The 17,709-nt window shown below is 43.2% G+C and carries 13 protein-coding genes, 1 other RNA gene and 1 other annotated feature; of the genes, 2 read left to right on the top strand and 12 right to left on the bottom strand.

The window, feature by feature from the left end; all coding sequences use genetic code 11:
- The first annotated feature begins 91 nt into the window (after positions 1–91).
- Entirely contained in the window at positions 92–1,378 is a 1,287-nt protein-coding gene (locus QM454_RS12315; protein WP_432358456.1) for a replication-associated recombination protein A, read from the top strand.
- A gap of 67 nt (positions 1,379–1,445) precedes the next feature.
- Here the strand turns inward: QM454_RS12315 and QM454_RS12310 are convergent, their stop codons facing one another.
- The 5 genes from QM454_RS12310 to hisS all read right to left on the bottom strand — a co-directional run bounded on the left by QM454_RS12310 (position 1,446) and on the right by hisS (position 6,677).
- On the bottom strand, positions 1,446–2,351 hold the full coding sequence (locus QM454_RS12310) for a chemotaxis protein (RefSeq protein ID WP_432358454.1): 906 nt from the start codon (positions 2,349–2,351) through the stop codon (positions 1,446–1,448).
- A gap of 137 nt (positions 2,352–2,488) precedes the next feature.
- A complete protein-coding gene (locus tag QM454_RS12305) occupies positions 2,489–3,256 on the bottom strand; it encodes a tRNA threonylcarbamoyladenosine dehydratase (protein ID WP_432363987.1) in 768 nt (255 codons plus the stop codon).
- Between the two features lie 96 nt (positions 3,257–3,352).
- A non-coding RNA gene (ssrS, locus tag QM454_RS12300) (6S RNA) lies at positions 3,353–3,534 on the bottom strand.
- Between the two features lie 95 nt (positions 3,535–3,629).
- Positions 3,630–5,387, bottom strand: coding sequence for an aspartate--tRNA ligase (gene aspS, locus QM454_RS12295; RefSeq protein WP_432358452.1), 1,758 nt, complete (start codon positions 5,385–5,387; stop codon positions 3,630–3,632).
- Positions 5,388–5,405: 18 nt separating this feature from the next.
- Entirely contained in the window at positions 5,406–6,677 is a 1,272-nt protein-coding gene (hisS, locus tag QM454_RS12290) for a histidine--tRNA ligase (protein WP_432358450.1), read from the bottom strand.
- Between the two features lie 70 nt (positions 6,678–6,747).
- Positions 6,748–6,983, bottom strand: a binding site (T-box leader).
- Between the two features lie 117 nt (positions 6,984–7,100).
- Here hisS and QM454_RS12285 point away from each other — a divergent pair.
- Positions 7,101–8,639, top strand: coding sequence for an N-acetylmuramoyl-L-alanine amidase (locus QM454_RS12285; RefSeq protein WP_432358448.1), 1,539 nt, complete (start codon positions 7,101–7,103; stop codon positions 8,637–8,639).
- Positions 8,640–8,747: 108 nt separating this feature from the next.
- Here QM454_RS12285 and dtd read toward each other — a convergent pair whose 3' ends face one another.
- From dtd to QM454_RS12250, 7 genes are all read right to left on the bottom strand, one after another.
- Positions 8,748–9,188, bottom strand: coding sequence for a D-aminoacyl-tRNA deacylase (gene dtd, locus QM454_RS12280; protein WP_432358446.1), 441 nt, complete (start codon positions 9,186–9,188; stop codon positions 8,748–8,750).
- Positions 9,189–9,204: 16 nt separating this feature from the next.
- The gene (locus tag QM454_RS12275) at positions 9,205–11,400 is read right to left on the bottom strand and encodes a RelA/SpoT family protein (RefSeq protein ID WP_432358444.1); all 2,196 of its coding nucleotides are present in this window, start codon (positions 11,398–11,400) and stop codon (positions 9,205–9,207) included.
- A gap of 126 nt (positions 11,401–11,526) precedes the next feature.
- Positions 11,527–12,039 (bottom strand): adenine phosphoribosyltransferase, encoded by a 513-nt coding sequence (locus QM454_RS12270; protein WP_432358442.1) that lies wholly within the window; start codon positions 12,037–12,039, stop codon positions 11,527–11,529.
- Entirely contained in the window at positions 12,030–14,378 is a 2,349-nt protein-coding gene (gene recJ / locus QM454_RS12265; RefSeq protein ID WP_432358441.1) for a single-stranded-DNA-specific exonuclease RecJ, read from the bottom strand. The genes QM454_RS12270 and recJ overlap by 10 nt, the downstream gene beginning before the upstream one ends.
- A 133-nt stretch (positions 14,379–14,511) precedes the next feature.
- Entirely contained in the window at positions 14,512–14,850 is a 339-nt protein-coding gene (locus QM454_RS12260) for a LapA family protein (RefSeq protein WP_432358439.1), read from the bottom strand.
- 96 nt (positions 14,851–14,946) lie between these two features.
- Positions 14,947–17,214, bottom strand: coding sequence for a protein translocase subunit SecDF (gene secDF, locus QM454_RS12255; RefSeq protein ID WP_432358437.1), 2,268 nt, complete (start codon positions 17,212–17,214; stop codon positions 14,947–14,949).
- Between the two features lie 135 nt (positions 17,215–17,349).
- Entirely contained in the window at positions 17,350–17,658 is a 309-nt protein-coding gene (locus QM454_RS12250) for a post-transcriptional regulator (protein WP_432358435.1), read from the bottom strand.
- Between the last annotated feature and the right edge of the window lie 51 nt (positions 17,659–17,709).

Raw genomic sequence — 17,709 nt, 5'->3', positions numbered from 1 at the left:
TAGCATAATTTGCTCTGACGCTTCCTTCAAATGACTTCCGGCTACACGTTAGTGTATAATAGTGGAACGGATGTACGGGGGAGTGATTTGTATGCATAATGAACCACTAGCATTTCGGATGAGACCTACAAACATAGACGAAGTTGCTGGACAGAGACATATAATTGGAAAAGATACAGCACTTTATCGAATGATTAGTAAAGGGCATGTCCCTTCCATGCTGCTATACGGCGAGCCAGGCATTGGTAAGACGTCATTAGCTTATGCGATAGCAGGTACGAGCCAGTTGCCGTTCATCGCATTGAACGCAACGGTTTCTGGGAAGAAGGACGTAGAGGAAGTCGTTGCAGAAGCCCGGATAACAGGTAAAGTCCTTTTATTTCTTGATGAAATTCATCGTTTCAATAAACTGCAGCAAGATACGCTGCTTCCCCATGTCGAAAAAGGATCGATTGTCCTCATTGGTGCAACTACGGAAAATCCGTTCCACGATGTAAATCCGGCAATCCGATCCCGATGTGGCGAAATTCTTCAATTAAATCGATTAGAGCCTGACGACATAATCAAATTGCTTGAACGAGCATTAGCCGATGAAGAACGAGGGCTTGGAAAACTGACAATCGAGATGACCGAGAGCCAAATCCAAAAAATCTCAGAAGGTGTTAATGGAGATGCTCGAAAAGCACTCACGTTATTAGAATCTATCATATCCGCAAGCGACGAAGAACAAGGCAAAGTAATTGTCGAAGATTGGTTAATCGATAATTTGATTGGAAGAATCGGTCTTGTCGGGGATAAGAAAGGATCACATCATTATAACTTGCTTTCTGCGTTGCAAAAATCGGTCCGTGGAAGCGACGTAAATGCGGCGATATTCTATTTAGCAAATTTACTTGAGACAGGAGACTTGATTGCCGTATCGAGGCGTCTCCTCGTCATGGCATATGAAGATATTGGATTGGCCTCGCCTGAAGTCGGACCCCATGTACTTGCCGCAACCGAAGCGGCGGTCCGACTTGGCATGCCTGAAGCGCGTATTCCACTGGCCAACGCCGTCATTGAGATGTGCCTCGCCTCCAAATCAAATTCGGCTTATAGAGCGTTCGACGCTGCTGTGCAAGCGATTAATGAAGGAAAGACGGGAGATATTCCTCTTCACTTACGAGATACTCACTACGCAGGAGCAGCTGAGCTCGGCCATGAAGGATACAAATATCCACATGATACACCGATTGGTTCATTCGGCGGCTGGGTGAATCAGCAATATTTGCCGGACAAAATTAAGCATATGGAATATTATGAACCAGTCCTTGCCGGGGAAGAAAAAAGGCTTGCAGGCATTTATGAACGGTTGAAAGAATTTAGGAAGAAAAATTAAAGCGGACCTACTGCAAACTGTTAAAGAAAATAGAGCACCTCCTCAAAAAAACGAGAAGGTGCTTTTTTCATAATATATATTGGTCTATTTTAAGAACGAGTTCCGCAATTTCCGGTTTGCTCACTTGATCGTTTGCACCGACACTAATTCCTTTATGTTTTAGTTCATCGGTAATTAAAGAAGAGAAAATAATGACCGGGAGTTCTGCCAATTCATTATTTGCACGGATCCTTTTTGTGAAATGATGTCCATCCATTTGAGGCATTTCAATATCAGTAATGACCAATTGAATTTCTTCGGTTACTTTTTTTCCGTCTGCAAGCACAGTTTCCAAAAACTCCAGTGCGTCTTTTCCATTTTCGAAAAACTCGATGTTCCCATATCCAGCCTCGGTCAATGTATCGCTCAGTAATTTACGGAGCATCGGAGAGTCTTCCGCAACGAGAATTTTTTTATTCGACCTTTCTCTCTTGCCGAGTTTTTTTACTTCATCTAGCTGAATTCCACTATCCGGATTAATGTCGACGACAATTTTTTCAAAGTCCAGTAGGAAAAGCATGTCATTTTCCCGTTTAATAACCCCAATGACTTGGGAGGCGTCTCCTGTATATAGATCAGCCGGTTTTTCAATCTGGTTCCATGAAACGCGATGGATTTGTGCGACGTCGTGGACATGGAAAACGACTTCTTGTTTGTTAAAGGCCGCAACGATAAATTTCCCTTCGTTTTTACCGAGCGTCTCCGGTAAGCCCATCACTCTTTCCATGTTAACGACCGGGAGGACTGCCCCTCGCAGTTGAATGATTCCTTCGATGGAAGGATGCGCGTGTGGAATCGTTGTAATTGGTATCGGGAGGATGATTTCTTTTACTTTAATGACGTTAATACCGTAGCGGTTCTGCCCCATTTGAAATTCGACAATTTCTAACTCGTTCGTTCCACTCTCTAATAGGATTCCATCGTGTTTTTGCAATGGTATCAGTCCTTCCAAATTATATGTAACGTATTCGTTGCGGGATTATTTACCTATACGATAATTGTACCAGTTGCAGATTAGTGGAACAAGATAAAAAGCTGTATTCCCAGTTAACAAGGAAAACAGCTTTTTTCTTACTTCTTATCCTTAACTCTTTCAATGTGTACGTCTTTTACAATGTCATTGAGAACCCAGCTTGCGCATACAAGGCCTGCGACGGATGGGACGTATGCATTTGAAGCAGGCGGCATTTTCGCTTTACGAATTTGCGCATCAGGATTACCGACTGTATCGGCGACATCATCTCGGATAACAATTGGGCTTTCGTCGGAAAATACGACAGGAACGCCTTTTTTAATACCTTCTTTTCGTAATCTGAGTCGAATTACTTTTGCAATCGGATCAGTATGCGTTTTGGAGATGTCGGCAATTTTAAAGCGGGTTGGATCGAGCTTGTTTGCAGCTCCCATGCTTGAAATAATTTTAATGCCTCTCGCTACACATTCCTTAATTAGATGAATTTTATAGCTAATTGTATCTGATGCGTCAATTACGTAATCAGGTGCATAGCTGAAAAACTCTTCGTATGTCTCTTCGGTATAGAACATATGAAGTCCAATTACTTCACAATCTTTGTTTACGTCAGCAATCCTCTCTTTCATCACTTCAACTTTGGATCTGCCGACAGTCGACAATGTTGCTACAAGCTGACGATTGACATTCGTTATATCAACAGTATCTTTATCGATAAGAATGATCCGGCCAACGCCGCTGCGAGCACACGCTTCGGCTGCAAACGAACCAACACCTCCGACGCCTAGTATTGCAACAGTCGTTTGGCGCATTAAATCAATGCCTTCTTTGCCAATGGCCAATTCATTTCGGGAAAATTGGTGTAACAATGGTATTCCGCCCTTTCGTGTTCGAGTCAATCAAAAACCCCTCCGCAAGAACGCCAGAGGGGAATATAGTCTACCAAATGTTTGTAAAGTATAGGAACGAATCCCGAATGTGCCGTCTTTGTAATATCGTTTTGAACCCGCACTCAGCAGGTGGGTGCTCCATCCGTCTATTCTGAAGTCCCTTACGAGGGCGTTCCATCCAAGTCAGAATGACAGCTCCCTACGACAAATCTGTTGAGTCAAAACTGATTGTCAAAAAACGTACACTTCAGGATTCGCTGTTACTTGTATCCTACCATACAAAAGATCTCTGTTCAACGATTTCACTTCTTCAAATTATTACATTTTTCTAGTACGAGCTTGTCCGTTCGACTTATTTCGACTGGATAGAAATCCCTAATTCGGAAAGTTGTGAGTCATCTACGGCACTAGGTGCTGCGGTCAATAGATCACTTGCACTTGCTGTCTTCGGAAACGCAATTGTATCGCGGAGATTTGTCGAACCGGATAGTAACATGACGATTCGGTCTAAGCCAAATGCGATTCCACCGTGTGGCGGTGTACCGTACTCAAAAGCGTCGAGCAAGAAACCGAATTGCTCTCGTGCTTGTTCCTCAGTGAAACCAAGCGCCTTGAACATTTTCTCCTGAACATCACGTTGATAAATTCGCAATGATCCTCCGCCGAGCTCATAGCCATTTAAGACGAGGTCATAAGCTTGCGCTTTCACGTCACTCGGATTCGTTTCAAGTCCATCGACGTCAGCCGGCATCGTAAACGGATGGTGAGCAGCATAGTAGCGTCCATCCTCTTCGTCGTATTCGAATAAAGGCCATTCTGTCACCCATAAGAAATTGAATTGCGTTTGGTCAATGAGATTCAAGTCTTTGCCGAGCTTTAATCTGAGTGCTCCTAATGCATCCGCCACTACTGACTTTTTATCTGCAACGAATAATAGAAGGTCACCCGCCTCTGCTCCAAGGGAACTCGCCAACGACTCGCCCGCTTCACCTTCAAAGAATTTTGCAATTGGACCTTTCAAGCCTTCTGCATCAACTTTCAGCCAAGCAAGACCCTTCGCACCGTAACGCGCAGCATATTCTCCGAGTGCATCGATATCTTTTCTAGAATAATTGTCTGCAGCGCCTTTTACATTGATCGCTTTCACTTGCCCACCTGATTCAACTGCTCCTGCAAATACTTTAAACGAAGAATCCTTAACAATCTCAGATACGTCCTGCAACTCCATTCCAAAGCGAGTGTCTGGCTTATCTGATCCAAAGCGTTCCATTGCTTCATCATAAGGTATACGTTTAAATGGAATTTCAATATTAATCCCTTTAACATCCTTCATCACTTTTTGCATGAGTCGCTCATTTAATTCAATAATGTCTTCGATCGACATAAAGCTCATTTCCATATCAATTTGCGTGAATTCAGGTTGACGGTCCGCACGAAGGTCTTCATCACGGAAACAGCGCGCAATTTGATAATATCTGTCGAAACCTGAAACCATAAGCATTTGTTTAAATAGTTGAGGTGACTGTGGCAACGCGTAGAATTCACCAGCATGCACACGGCTCGGCACGAGGTAGTCCCTCGCTCCTTCCGGCGTCGACTTTGTCAAAATGGGTGTTTCTACTTCAAAGAACCCTTCCCCATCTAAGAAATTCCTTACCGTCTTTGTAATGTCAGAACGCATTTTGAACACACGCGCCAATGCCGGACGGCGAAGGTCCAAGTAACGATATTTTAATCTAACCTCTTCATTGACATCTGTTTCATCTTCAATCATGAAAGGAGGCGTTTTCGCTTCGTTAATAATGCGCACGTTTTCCACATGCACTTCAATCGATCCGGTCTTTATTTTCGGGTTTTTCTGGTTTTCTTCGCGCTCAACAACATTACCTGTCACTTCAAGAACATATTCATTGCGCACTGTTTCAGCGATTTCAAGCGCTTCATTTGAAAAGTCTGGATTGAAAACAACTTGGACAATCCCTTCACGATCTCGCAAATCAATGAAAATGAGACCACCGAGATCCCTTCTTCTTTGCACCCAGCCTTGCAATGTAACCGTCTGGCCAATAACTTCCTCTGTCAATTGTCCGCAATAATGTGTTCGTTGCATATCGTTCATCAACCTTCCTTATTTCAACTGATCTTTAATTTTTTCAATAATGTTTGTATCTTCGACCGTTTCTTGGGAGCCGTCAGCCATATTTTTCAGCTGTACTACTTTCCCTTCTACTTCATCTTCACCGATGACGATGACTGCGCTCGCGTTGAACCGGTCCGCCGATTTCATTTGAGCTTTCATTTTACGGTCCATATAGTCCATATCCGCGCGGATACCAGCAGCTCTAAGTTCATTCAATAACTTGAAGCCTTTCCGGTGTGCCGTCTCGTCAAGAGTAACGATATAGACGTCTAGCTCAGCATCCTGGGTAAACGACTTTCCTTCTGCTTCGAGAGCTAATAATAGTCGCTCGATGCTCATTCCGAAACCGATACCAGGAGCGGATGGACCCCCGATTTCCTCTGCCAATCCGTTGTATCGGCCGCCACCGCAAAGCGTTGTAATCGCCCCGAATCCGGATGCGGTACTCATAATTTCAAAAGCAGTGTGATTGTAATAATCAAGCCCACGAACTAAGTTCGGATCGAGTTCATAGGAAATGCCTACTTCGTCCAAATAGTTTTTCACTTGTTCGAAATAAGTTGCAGATTGCTCATTCAAATAATTAGCCAATGATGGCGCAGTTTGCATCAAAGGATGTTCACGGTCCACTTTGCAGTCGAGGATGCGGAGTGGGTTTTTCTCTAGCCGTGATTGGCAATCCGAACAAAATTCACCGATGTGCGGTGTGAAGTGTTCAACGAGCGCATCCCTATGCGCATTTCTTGATTCGCTGTCGCCCAATGAATTGAGGACGAGCTTCACATCCTTCAATCCCGCACGTTTATAAACATTCATCGCCAAAGCAATTACTTCAGCATCGATTGCCGGGTCTGCGCTACCAATTGCTTCTACTCCGAATTGGACGAATTGACGATAGCGCCCAGCTTGCTGACGCTCGTAGCGGAACATCGGACCTTGGTAGTAAAGTTTTACAGGCTGATCAGGATAACCAAACATTTTATTCTCGACGAATGAACGGACGACCGGAGCTGTACCTTCCGGACGAAGAGTCATGGAGCGGTTCCCTCGATCCGTAAACGTGTACATTTCTTTTGTTACAATATCAGTAGTATCTCCAACTGTCCTCTGAAACAATTCGGTCTGCTCGAAAATCGGCGTTCTGATTTCCTTATAACGGTACGTGTCGCAAAGATCACGGATAATCGATTCGACTTTCTGCCATTTCCACGACTCGGAAGGCAGGATGTCCTGTGTCCCTCTTGGAACTTTGAAATTCATTTGACTTCCCCTTCTTTCGCTCTATTTGTTTTGCCATGAAAACTAAAAAAAGCCCCCATCCCTTGTTTACACAAGGGACGAGAGCTTACGTTAGCTTCCGCGGTTCCACCCAAATTGGCACAAATTGCATATGCCCACTCGTACCCGGATAACGGCCGGTTCCGTCCGCACCTACTGAAAAAACTTGTTCAGCACGGAGCCTCAATGGTGTTGTTCACTATATCCGTCTGTAAGGTGGATTTCAGCCACGTCCACCTCTCTCTTGTCAGCCTGCAATATAGTTACTTTCCATGTCTTCGGCAAATAGTTGTTTTGAATTAACCATAATCTTAATCATTCATTCGGAAAGTGTCAACCTTTTTCATTTCATTGTGGTTTTTTCTTCATAAAACTTCTACAATGGAAAAAAGGGAGAGTGGTAGTTTGTCGAAATTTAGCAAATGGATTCTAGCTATCATCCTTTTCGCTTCAATTGTTTACGAGATGCCGATAATTTCTGCAAAAGGCGAAACAATTATTATCAATACAAAATCCCTAAATGTCCGTTCAGGTCCTGGACTTACGTATCCAGTCATCGGTTCCATGAAAAAGGGAGAACGAGCAGAAGTGTTGTCGACATCTGGCGATTGGTTCGAAATTAAATCGAGTTCACGCACAGGCTGGATTGCTTCATGGCTTGTCGTAAGCGATGTAGCGAAGGGACTTACAGAAAAGACCGTCGTCTCGAAAGTGAACGCGTTGAACATCCGAACTGAACCTTCACTGAGCGCAGCAGTCATTGGACAAATGAATGCAGGTGAAGCAGCCCTGTCAACAGGCCAGCGAGGAGAATGGGCTTCCATCGTCAAAAATGGCATGGACGGTTGGGTACATACTGCTTACATTACTGAACTTCAGGAAAGTGAAAATAGTCAAGCTCGCACAGAAAATAAGGCTGATTCGAAAAGTCCTGAACAATTCACCGTATCGGTCGATGCACTAAATGTTAGAAAAGAGCCTAATTTATCGTCAAAGAAAGTCGCGTTAATTCGAAAAGGCGAATCCTATAACGTTGAAGAAGTTGACGGGAACTGGGTACGCCTTTCATTAGGTAAGAAATCAGACGGATGGGTGTACTCATTCCACGGCACACTTGGCGCAAAGAATATAGTTGACAGCAATGCTGTAGCTAGTAACAAAAAAGTAACTGTCCTAACAAACGGGACAAATATTCGCTCTTCCGCAACAACTTCATCATCAATCGTGACGAGAGCGAACGCAGGTGAGAAATTTACAGTTACCGGGGAAGAAAACGATTGGTATACGATTTCGCTTCCTTCAGGGGAAACGGCTTTCATTGCCAAATGGGTCGTTTCAACAGGTGACGTCGCACTGACGGAACAACACGATAAAGAGAAGAAAACGGCCAGAGTGCCAGGCACGTTAAAGGGACTCACAATTGTTGTCGATGCGGGCCATGGCGGTAATGATCGTGGTACGACCGGCATGCAAGGTACGGATGAGAAATTGTTGACGTTAATGACTGCGGAGCTGTTGTCTGCAAAGCTGAAGGCGGCAGGGGCGAATGTCGTAATGACACGCGAGTCGGACACGTACGTCTCATTACGCAAGCGCGTCGCTATTAGCCAACAGTCGGACGCAGATGCGTTCGTTAGCATCCATTACGATGCGAATCCCGATACGTCAATTAGTGGATTTACGACGTATTACACACATAACAATCAAAAATCGTTAGCATCTGCTATTAATGATGGACTAGCCTCGACGATTACGCTACGGAATCGCGGTGCGCAGCCTGCTAACTTTTTAGTATTACGGGAAAACCGTCAGAATTCCATCCTCATCGAATTAGGATTTTTGTCGAATCCGTCCGAGGAACGAATTTTGACGACTGAAATGTTTCGCGAGCAAGCAACGCACGGAATTTACCAAGGTCTTCTCAATCATTTCGACGCGAATTAATAAACACCATGGAATCTAGAGTTCCATGGTGTTTTTCGTATAGGAATTAAAAATAAGAGCTTACGCAAAAAAAATCGCAACCTATACGTATAAAGGCTGCGATTTCAATTACTTCGATTCGATAATGATCGTCACAGGACCATCATTGACAAGACTTACATCCATCATAGCTCCAAACACGCCTGTTTCAACGGTCAAACCTTGCTCCCGAAGCGCGTCGTTAAAATAATTCCAAATTGGTTCCGCTTTTTCTGGCCTCGCCGCGTCAATAAAGCTTGGACGGCGGCCTTTTCTCACGTCACCATATAGCGTGAATTGGGATACGGAAAGGATTTCGCCATCCACTTCATCGATGGAACGATTCATCTTCCCTTCTTCATCCTCCCAAAGACGAAGCCCTGCGATTTTTTTCGCAATATAGTCGGCGTCCTCCTTCGTATCGTCATGTGTAATGCCGACAAGGAGGACATATCCTTTACGGATAGAGCCAGTCACTTCACCATCGACAGTGACAGAAGCCTCGCCAGATCTTTGTAAAACGACTTTCATGGAAACACCTTCCCGTTTAATGGATTACCCGTTGTACAGAATAAATATCGCGTATTTGTTTAATCCGTTCGACAATTCTATGCAAATGGGAAATATCTGTAATTTTTATCGTCATGCTAATTTTCGCAAGTTTTTCACGATCTGCTTTCCCGCTAACTGCCACGATTGGCGTTTTCGAGTCAGCGACCATCATCATCACTTCATTCAGCAAGCCTTGACGGTCAAATGCTGAAATTTCAATATCGACTTGGAATTCTTTCCGTTCACTTTTCGTATCGACCGACCATTCAACTTCAATAAGACGATCATTGTCTTCGTCGGTGAGAATGTTTGGACAATCTGCGCGGTGGACAGAAACACCACGACCTTTCGTAATGAAGCCGACAATTTCGTCACCAGGAATTGGATTGCAGCATTTTGAAAGTCGAATAAGCAAGTTTTCTAATCCTTTAACAATGACTCCGGATTCCGTCGTCCGAACTTGTTGAGGCGCCTTCATATCAGATACGATTTTATCGATTGCGTCTTGTTGATCGCGCTCCCGGCGGATTTTTTCCGTGAGCCTGTTCACGACTTGCTGTGCGGTTATACCATTGGAACCGACCGCTGCATACATGTCCTCTTCAGAAGTAAAACTAAATTTATCAATCGCTCGCCGAATATTTTCAGGTGTGAGGACTGCTTTTGGCTCAAACTCCTGCAACTTCACTTCCCTCTCAACAAGTTCAGCGCCTTTAATTATATTGTCTTCCCGTAATTGCTTCTTGAAAAATTGACGAATTTTATTTCTCGCTTGTGACGTGTTTGCGATTTTCAACCAATCGCGACTCGGTCCGAATGATTGCTTCGATGTGAGTATTTCGACAATATCTCCTGTAAACAACTCCGTATCTAACGGAACAATCTTACCGTTCACTTTGGCACCAATCGTGCGATTTCCGACTTCGGAGTGGACCCGGTATGCAAAATCGATTGGTACCGATCCTTTAGGAATCTCGATAACATCGCCATTCGGCGTGAAAACGTACACCATATCCGAAAACAAATCGAATTTTAGCGACTCCATAAATTCTTCAGCGTTGGATGATTCATTCTGAAATTCAAGTATTTCACGGAACCACTTCAGTTTAGAATCAATATTGTCCGGTTTTTCCGAGACGACTTTCCCCTCTTTATATGCCCAATGCGCCGCAACCCCGTATTCAGCAATCCGATGCATTTCCTCAGTCCGTATTTGGACTTCAAGCGGATCTCCCGCAGGACCGACTACCGTTGTATGGATAGATTGATAAAGGTTTTGTTTCGGCATGGCGATATAGTCTTTAAATCTTCCCGGCATCGGTTTCCATAACGTATGGATGATGCCGAGCACTGCATAACAATCCTTTATGCTGTTGACGATGATGCGGATAGCAAGTAGATCGTAAATTTCATTGAATTCCTTGTTTTGCAAAATCATTTTGCGGTAAATGGAATACAAGTGTTTCGGCCTACCATTTATTTCTGCTTCAATACCCATTTCAGCTATTTCAGCACGTATCGTATCCATGACGTTCATTAAATACTGTTCCCGCTCATTCCGTTTTCGCTTCATCATATTGACAATTCGATAATATTGTTGAGGATTCAAATAACGGAGTGCAGTGTCTTCCAATTCCCACTTAATTGTGGAAATTCCAAGCCGATGTGCAAGCGGTGCGAAAATATCGAGAGTCTCAGCCGCCACCCTACGTTGCTTTTCTTCAGAGACATGTTTCAATGTCCTCATATTATGGAGACGGTCCGCTAGCTTAATGAGAATGACCCGGATATCTCTCGCCATCGCAATGAACATTTTGCGGTGGTTTTCTGCCTTTTTTTCCTCATTCGATTTGAACTTCAACTTTTCAAGTTTCGTCACGCCGTCGACAAGCATCGCTACTTCTTCACCAAATTCGTGAATGATGTCCTCACGGCTTACGTCTGTATCCTCCACAACATCATGGAGAAAACCGGCAGCGACTGTGGAAGGATCCATTTGCAGTTCTGCTAAAATCCCTGCCACTTGTATAGGGTGAAGAATATACGGTTCACCTGAACTTCTGAATTGACCTTCATGAGCAGCCTCCGCCGCCTTATACGCCTTTTTGACGAACGCGACATGCTGTCCATTCATATATGAGGCAACGATTTCAAATATCTCTTCTGCCGTCATGTCACGGTTTTTCGCCATTTCCCTACTCCTTTCGACTAAATCCGCAAAAAAATTAAAGATAATTCTATTGTATGTATAAACCGATAAGAATGTAAAGCCCTTATACTAAAAAAGCCTCCGCAGTTTTTGCGGAGGCTCTTTTCATTAATAAGTAATTAGCGCTTGAATATCGTAGCCTTTTAGCTTCTCGCGGCCATTTAAGTATGACAGTTCGATGAGGAATGCGCATCCAGCAACTACCCCGCCAAGTTTTTCCACGAGTTCGACTGTTGCACCGACTGTACCACCTGTTGCAAGTAGATCGTCAACGATCAACACACGTTGACCAGGCTTGATGGCATCATTATGAATCGTTAATGAATCCGTGCCGTATTCAAGTTCATATTCAACAGCAATCGTTTCGCGAGGTAATTTACCTGGCTTTCGGACCGGTGCGAAACCGACTTCCAACGCGTACGCAACTGGACATCCGATAATGAATCCCCTCGCTTCAGGACCGACAATAATATCCGTTCCGACTTTCTTTGCAAACTCAACAATCTGATCGGTCGCGTATTTATACGCTTCTCCATTATCCATAATTGTTGTAATATCTTTAAAACTAATACCTTCTTTTGGATAGTCCGGGACGATTGTCACGAAACTTTTCAAATCCATACTTGTTCCTCCCTATTGGCAGTTTCTTTACAAATTTCATCAAACCACTTTTTCAATTCGATATATGGTGCGTAGACAAGCATCTGTTCCAATTTGATTTGACGCTCTCTCTCTTTGTAGGAAGGAGCCTCAGAAAGACTTTTCTTCTCCGCATCCTCCGCAACATAAGCAAGACCATTTTCTATCTTAACAAATCCAAGCTCAGAAAACACCTTTGTCATGAAATATATTGTGTCAATCTTCCACCCTCGATGCTTCGATAATTCTTGCACTTGCTTTCGCAAATCAAACGAGCCTCGCTTTTTCAAAAAGCTGTAATACCAGCCAAATTGCTCGCGACTCGGAATCCCTTCAAAATACAATGATTCATTGACGTAAAAATGGGCATACACCCTTTTCGGATTCGTTTTTTCGATTAACTCTTTCATTTGTTCTGTTCCAGGAGGCATATCTAAAATGACTACATTATCGGTTCCCGATAACTCATCTTGACCGAAATGATGAATTTGTTTATTTCCAAGAACCGGTTGGAAATATGCAATCGATGTTTTTTGAAAGGCAACAAAAACATTGTTTTTTTCTGGAATAATGGAAATCCAACGATTCGGCTCTCGAATGCCACGCAAGTCGAACAACTGGCGATCTTTTGACTGGATATCCGAAAGCAGCATTTGCGGTTTTTTACGTCCATTCCATTCATTCACTTGAAGATCACCAGTGACGGACAATGTAATAGCAGGGCTCATTTCGTCAGCGATGTCCCCATTGCCAAAGCCAATGACGTCAAGTGTATCTATTCCATCAGACAGTTCGAGTTTTAAATGATTTTTCGCTGCACCTATTTTTCTCACTGATGACGCGGAAAGGTTTTCGATTAAAAAAACAGGCTTCTCAAACGATATTCCAAATGGACGGAGCAGCTCCATTGCTTCTAACACATCAACATCAATCTCTCCGATTTCAAGTGGGACATCGATTTGTAATTTTGGTGTCAGCATCTCATCTGTCAAACTTATTTTCCCCTGATTGTTCAATCGGTCTCGAAATACTTCTACATTCTCTACCGGAAGCGACATACCCGCCGCCATCTCATGCCCACCAAAATGCGGCAACAGGTCTGCAGTTTTCGAAAGCTCTTTGAATAAATCAAAACCTGCGATACTTCGTCCGGAACCTTTCGCGATTCCTGTATCATTATCTATAGATAATACGATTGACGGCCTATAATATTTCTCCGTCAATCGAGATGCAACAATACCGACAACACCTGGATTCCAGCCTTCTCCTGCAATGACGATAACATACGGTAGCATATCTCCGTACATATCACTCATCACCTGTTCCGCCTCTTCGACGATGTTAGTGACGAGTGCCTGTCTTTCCTTGTTCAACGTGTCCAATTGTTCTGCAATCGTCATCGCTTCCAAGCTATCTTCCGTTTTCAGCAAATAGACAGCAGGATCTGCACTTCCAAGACGTCCTGGAGCATTTAATCTTGGTCCGATCATAAAGCCGAGAGACTCCTCGGAAAGCGCATACTGTTCGGTACCACTCACTTTAACGAGTGCTTGGATTGCAGGTCTTCGGGACGTCCGCATCCGCCGGATCCCTTCCTTAACGATGAACCTGTTTTCACCCTTTAGCGGAACAAGATCTGCAACAGTACCAATTGCCGCAATTTCATACAGTTCTTCAGGCACTTCACCTAGTAAAGCAAAAGCCAATTTAAATGCAACGCCTACACCTGCAAGTTCGCCAAAAGGATAACTTCCTTCAGGATGTCGCGGATGGATAATCGCATCTGCTACCGGGAGTTCATCTCCAATTTCATGGTGATCCGTCACGATAACGCCCATTCCGACAGATTTCGCGTAGGCAACTGCCTCCAGTCCTGAAATACCGTTATCGACAGTAATGATCAGTGAAGTACCTTCCTCGTGCAATTTAGTAAACAGCTCGATATTCGGTCCATATCCATGTTCAAAACGATTCGGAATCGCAAAATTAACGTTCGCACCTAGCTGTTCAAGAGCAGTTGTCAAAACGGTAACACTCGTCACACCGTCTGCATCGTAATCTCCGTAAATAGTGATTCTTTCGCCTGTTTCAATCGCTTGCTGAATGCGTTCCACCGCTTTTTCCATATCAAAGAGTAAAAAAGGGTCATGCAGGCAATTTTCTTCCATATATAAAAAGGACTTAGCTTCCTCTACATCCGTAAAGCCTCTTGAAACGAGGATTTTCGCATGGATTGATGGGATACTAAGCTCTTCTATAAATGTATTTACGATTGTTTCATCTGGACGATTAATCGTCCATATTTTCATCGGTTCTATCAAAATGGCTCACATCCTCTTATGCCCATTATATAGGAAGTAAGCATACTCTTAAAGGGGATTCGCGGATTGGAAGCAAATTAATGAGTAAACGATTGAGTTCGTGAAAAAGCACCCTCTATTAGGGTGCTCTGTTTTATTTTGCTCCATCAACCTTCTCTTCATTCACTCCAATATTGACTAACTTTTGCAATTCAGCTATTTCATTTTGTTGAGATGCAATCGTAATTTCCTTTGCAGTCATATCTTTTTTCAACATATTAATTTGCCGGTTGGCACGGATTGATTTAAACATGGACAAAAAGCCACTAATCGCCGCCCCGAGCAGTGCTGTGAAAAGAATGACAAGAATGAGTGGTAATTGGGCTTTTCCGAACAAATAGTTCACTTGGACGGATTCAATATTTAAAATAGCGAACACAGCAATGATGATGGCGAACAGAATACTAAGTAGTAACGACCATTGCATCTTCATTCTTCTTCACTTCCTTTTATCAAAATTAAAAACAGGATATACACTTATGTATACCCTGTTTTATAGAGGTTTGAAACGTTAATAGAAACGTAGTCATTAGACTACCGGTTCGTCTGAACCCCATTGTTTTTTCTCTTTATCAACTTTCAAGCTTCCCGTTTTTTCAAGTTCCTTCTTCTTCAAGTCAAACCAAATTTGAGCCGAAATGAAGATGGAAGAATACGTTCCCGCAAGCAATCCGATTAGTAAAGCAATCGAGAATGGACGAATCGCTTCCGCTCCAAGAGCGATTAATGCGACGACGACAAAGATGACTGTTAAAACGGTGTTCACTGAACGACCTAACGTTTGACGAAGTGATTTATTGACGATATCAGCCAATTCTTTCGCGTCGTTAATCTTGCCAATTTTATGCATATTTTCTCTAATTCGGTCAAACGTAACGATTGTATCGTTGATCGAATATCCGACAATCGTCAATACAGCTGCAATGAAAGTGATATCCACTTCGAGCCTCGAAATGCTAAATACTGCAACCATGAAAAACGCATCATGGATAAGCCCGATGATCGATGATACACCCATTCGCCATTCGAAACGGAATGCGACATAGACGACGATTCCTAATGCCGCATAGAGCAATGCGTATAATGCATTTTTTGCAAGTTCCTTACCAACTGTAGACGATACAGTCGAAATATTAGGATCTGCACCGTAGCGGGCTGTAAGATCTGACTTTATTTTATTTACTTGTTCCTGCGTGAATTCATCCTTATAGCGGACAACTCCGATATTTTTCTTCTCACCTGAAATTACGATATCGGATGATGGGTGTCCAATCTCTTCCAAAGTCGTTGAAATCTCTTCTGTCAATAATGGTTTCTCTGACAGTATTTCAACGCGCGTACCACTGGAAAAGTCGATTCCTAAATTTAACTTAAAGATGCCAAGAACAATGACACCGGAAATAAGCAAAATTGAAGAAAGTACATAGAATTTCTTGCGTGTTGCAACAAAATCGAAACGGTCGAATTTCGTCGTAAGGTCAAGAGTATCCACTTCCTCTTCAACTGCGTGGATACGCTTCTTCGATATACCGAATAGGCTTGTTTTACCGTCAAGCAAACCACTGTTCACTAGAAGTCCTAACAATAGTCGGGATCCCCAAACGGCAGTCAAGAAGCTGACGAGAATACTAATAATTAACATTGTCGCAAAACCTTTAACAGAACTTGTCCCAAAGATGAAAAGGACAACAGCTGCGAGCAACGTCGTTATGTTAGCATCTAATATTGCCGTAAATGCCGATTTTGCCCCTGCGGTGAAGGCAGTTCTTACCGATTTTCCTACTCGCAATTCTTCTCTAATCCGCTCGTATGTTAAGATATTCGCGTCGACCGCCATCCCAACCCCGAGCATAAGTGCTGCAATACCTGGGAGCGTCAACACGCCATTAATACGAGTGAAGACGAGAAGGATGAGATAAATATAGACGGATAATGTAGCGACCGCCACAAATCCTGGTACTCGATAATAAACCAACATAAAGATGAAGATTAGTGAAATACCGACAATGCCCGCGACAATCGTTTTATCCAATGCTTGTGCACCGAATTGAGCACCAACAGACGTAGAGTAAATCTCTTCCAGATGGACAGGTAGTGCACCGGCATTTAAAATTCCAGCCAAATGCTTCGTCTCTTCCATTGTAAAGCTGCCTGAAATTTCAACGTTAGATGAGTTGATTGTATGGTGAACGTATGGAGCAGAAATAAATTTCGGATTTGCTTTTTGCGCTTCCTCTTTAAATGAATCGACACCTTCTTCAAAGTCGAGCCAAATGACCATGACGTTTTCAGGTCGTTTCGCAGCTACTTGTGACGTCACTTGACCAAACTTGTCCGGATCTTTCATTTCCAACGTAACGACCGGATTTCCCGTTTGCCCGAAGTTCGCCTTCGCTTTTCCTTCCTTCAGATCGGTTCCGTCCAACAGCAAATTATCTTCTGCATCCCTAAATGTTAGGTTTGCTTGTGTTGATAATAGCTCACGGGCTGATTCCTGATCTTCCACACCAGCCAATTGCACACGAATCCTGTTATTCGATTCAACTTGGATAACTGGTTCACTTACTCCAAGTACGTCGACACGGTCACGAAGAGCGCTTGCTGTATCAGCGACGACGTCTTCAGTAATCTTTTGACCTTCCTTCAGTTCTTGGACTTCATAAAGGACTTCAAAGCCCCCTTGCAAATCAAGACCAAGTCGTACATCTTTTAAAATCGGACTTGTCGTAGCGCCAATTAATGATCCTAACATGACGAGCAATAATAGAAACGCTACTATCCGGCTTCTTTTTTTCATAAGTTAGTTCCCCCTCTGTACGTGGAGCGGTTAGACAATTGCTATGTACAGTTTTTAAGAAAAATACAACAATCCAATTATGAAACAGACGATAGCATCTGTCAAATAGTTGGACATTCATAGAAACGACGATAGTTACTTGCTTCTAGGTGAAAGGAGTAGCTGCAACTCATCGCTGTTCAATTCTGAAAACCAATTTGAACCCCTTTGTTCCTCGATTTGTGTATACGTCATGAATTCCGCGGGAGTAATTTGCAATACACCATTTACTACCTCATGAATCCGCATCGTCGATACATCTTTTTTCCGCCATTTTTTACGAATGCAATATTTCCAAACTTCTTCATTCGTCACTGTTGAATAACCGTATAGACGGAACTCATCCCTCTTGCTCTGAATAGCAGGTAGTGCATGTTTGAATATTTGTTCGAATTGAATTGTCACCTTCCCCATTCCTTTCCCGTTCAGTCGTAAATAGACAAACCTATGCATAGA

The organism is Sporosarcina sp. UB5 (genome assembly GCF_050859005.1).
Lineage (GTDB): Bacteria > Bacillota > Bacilli > Bacillales_A > Planococcaceae > Sporosarcina.
The sequence above is the reverse complement of the archived record's forward strand: the minus strand, read 5'-3'. Positions and strand labels throughout refer to the sequence as shown.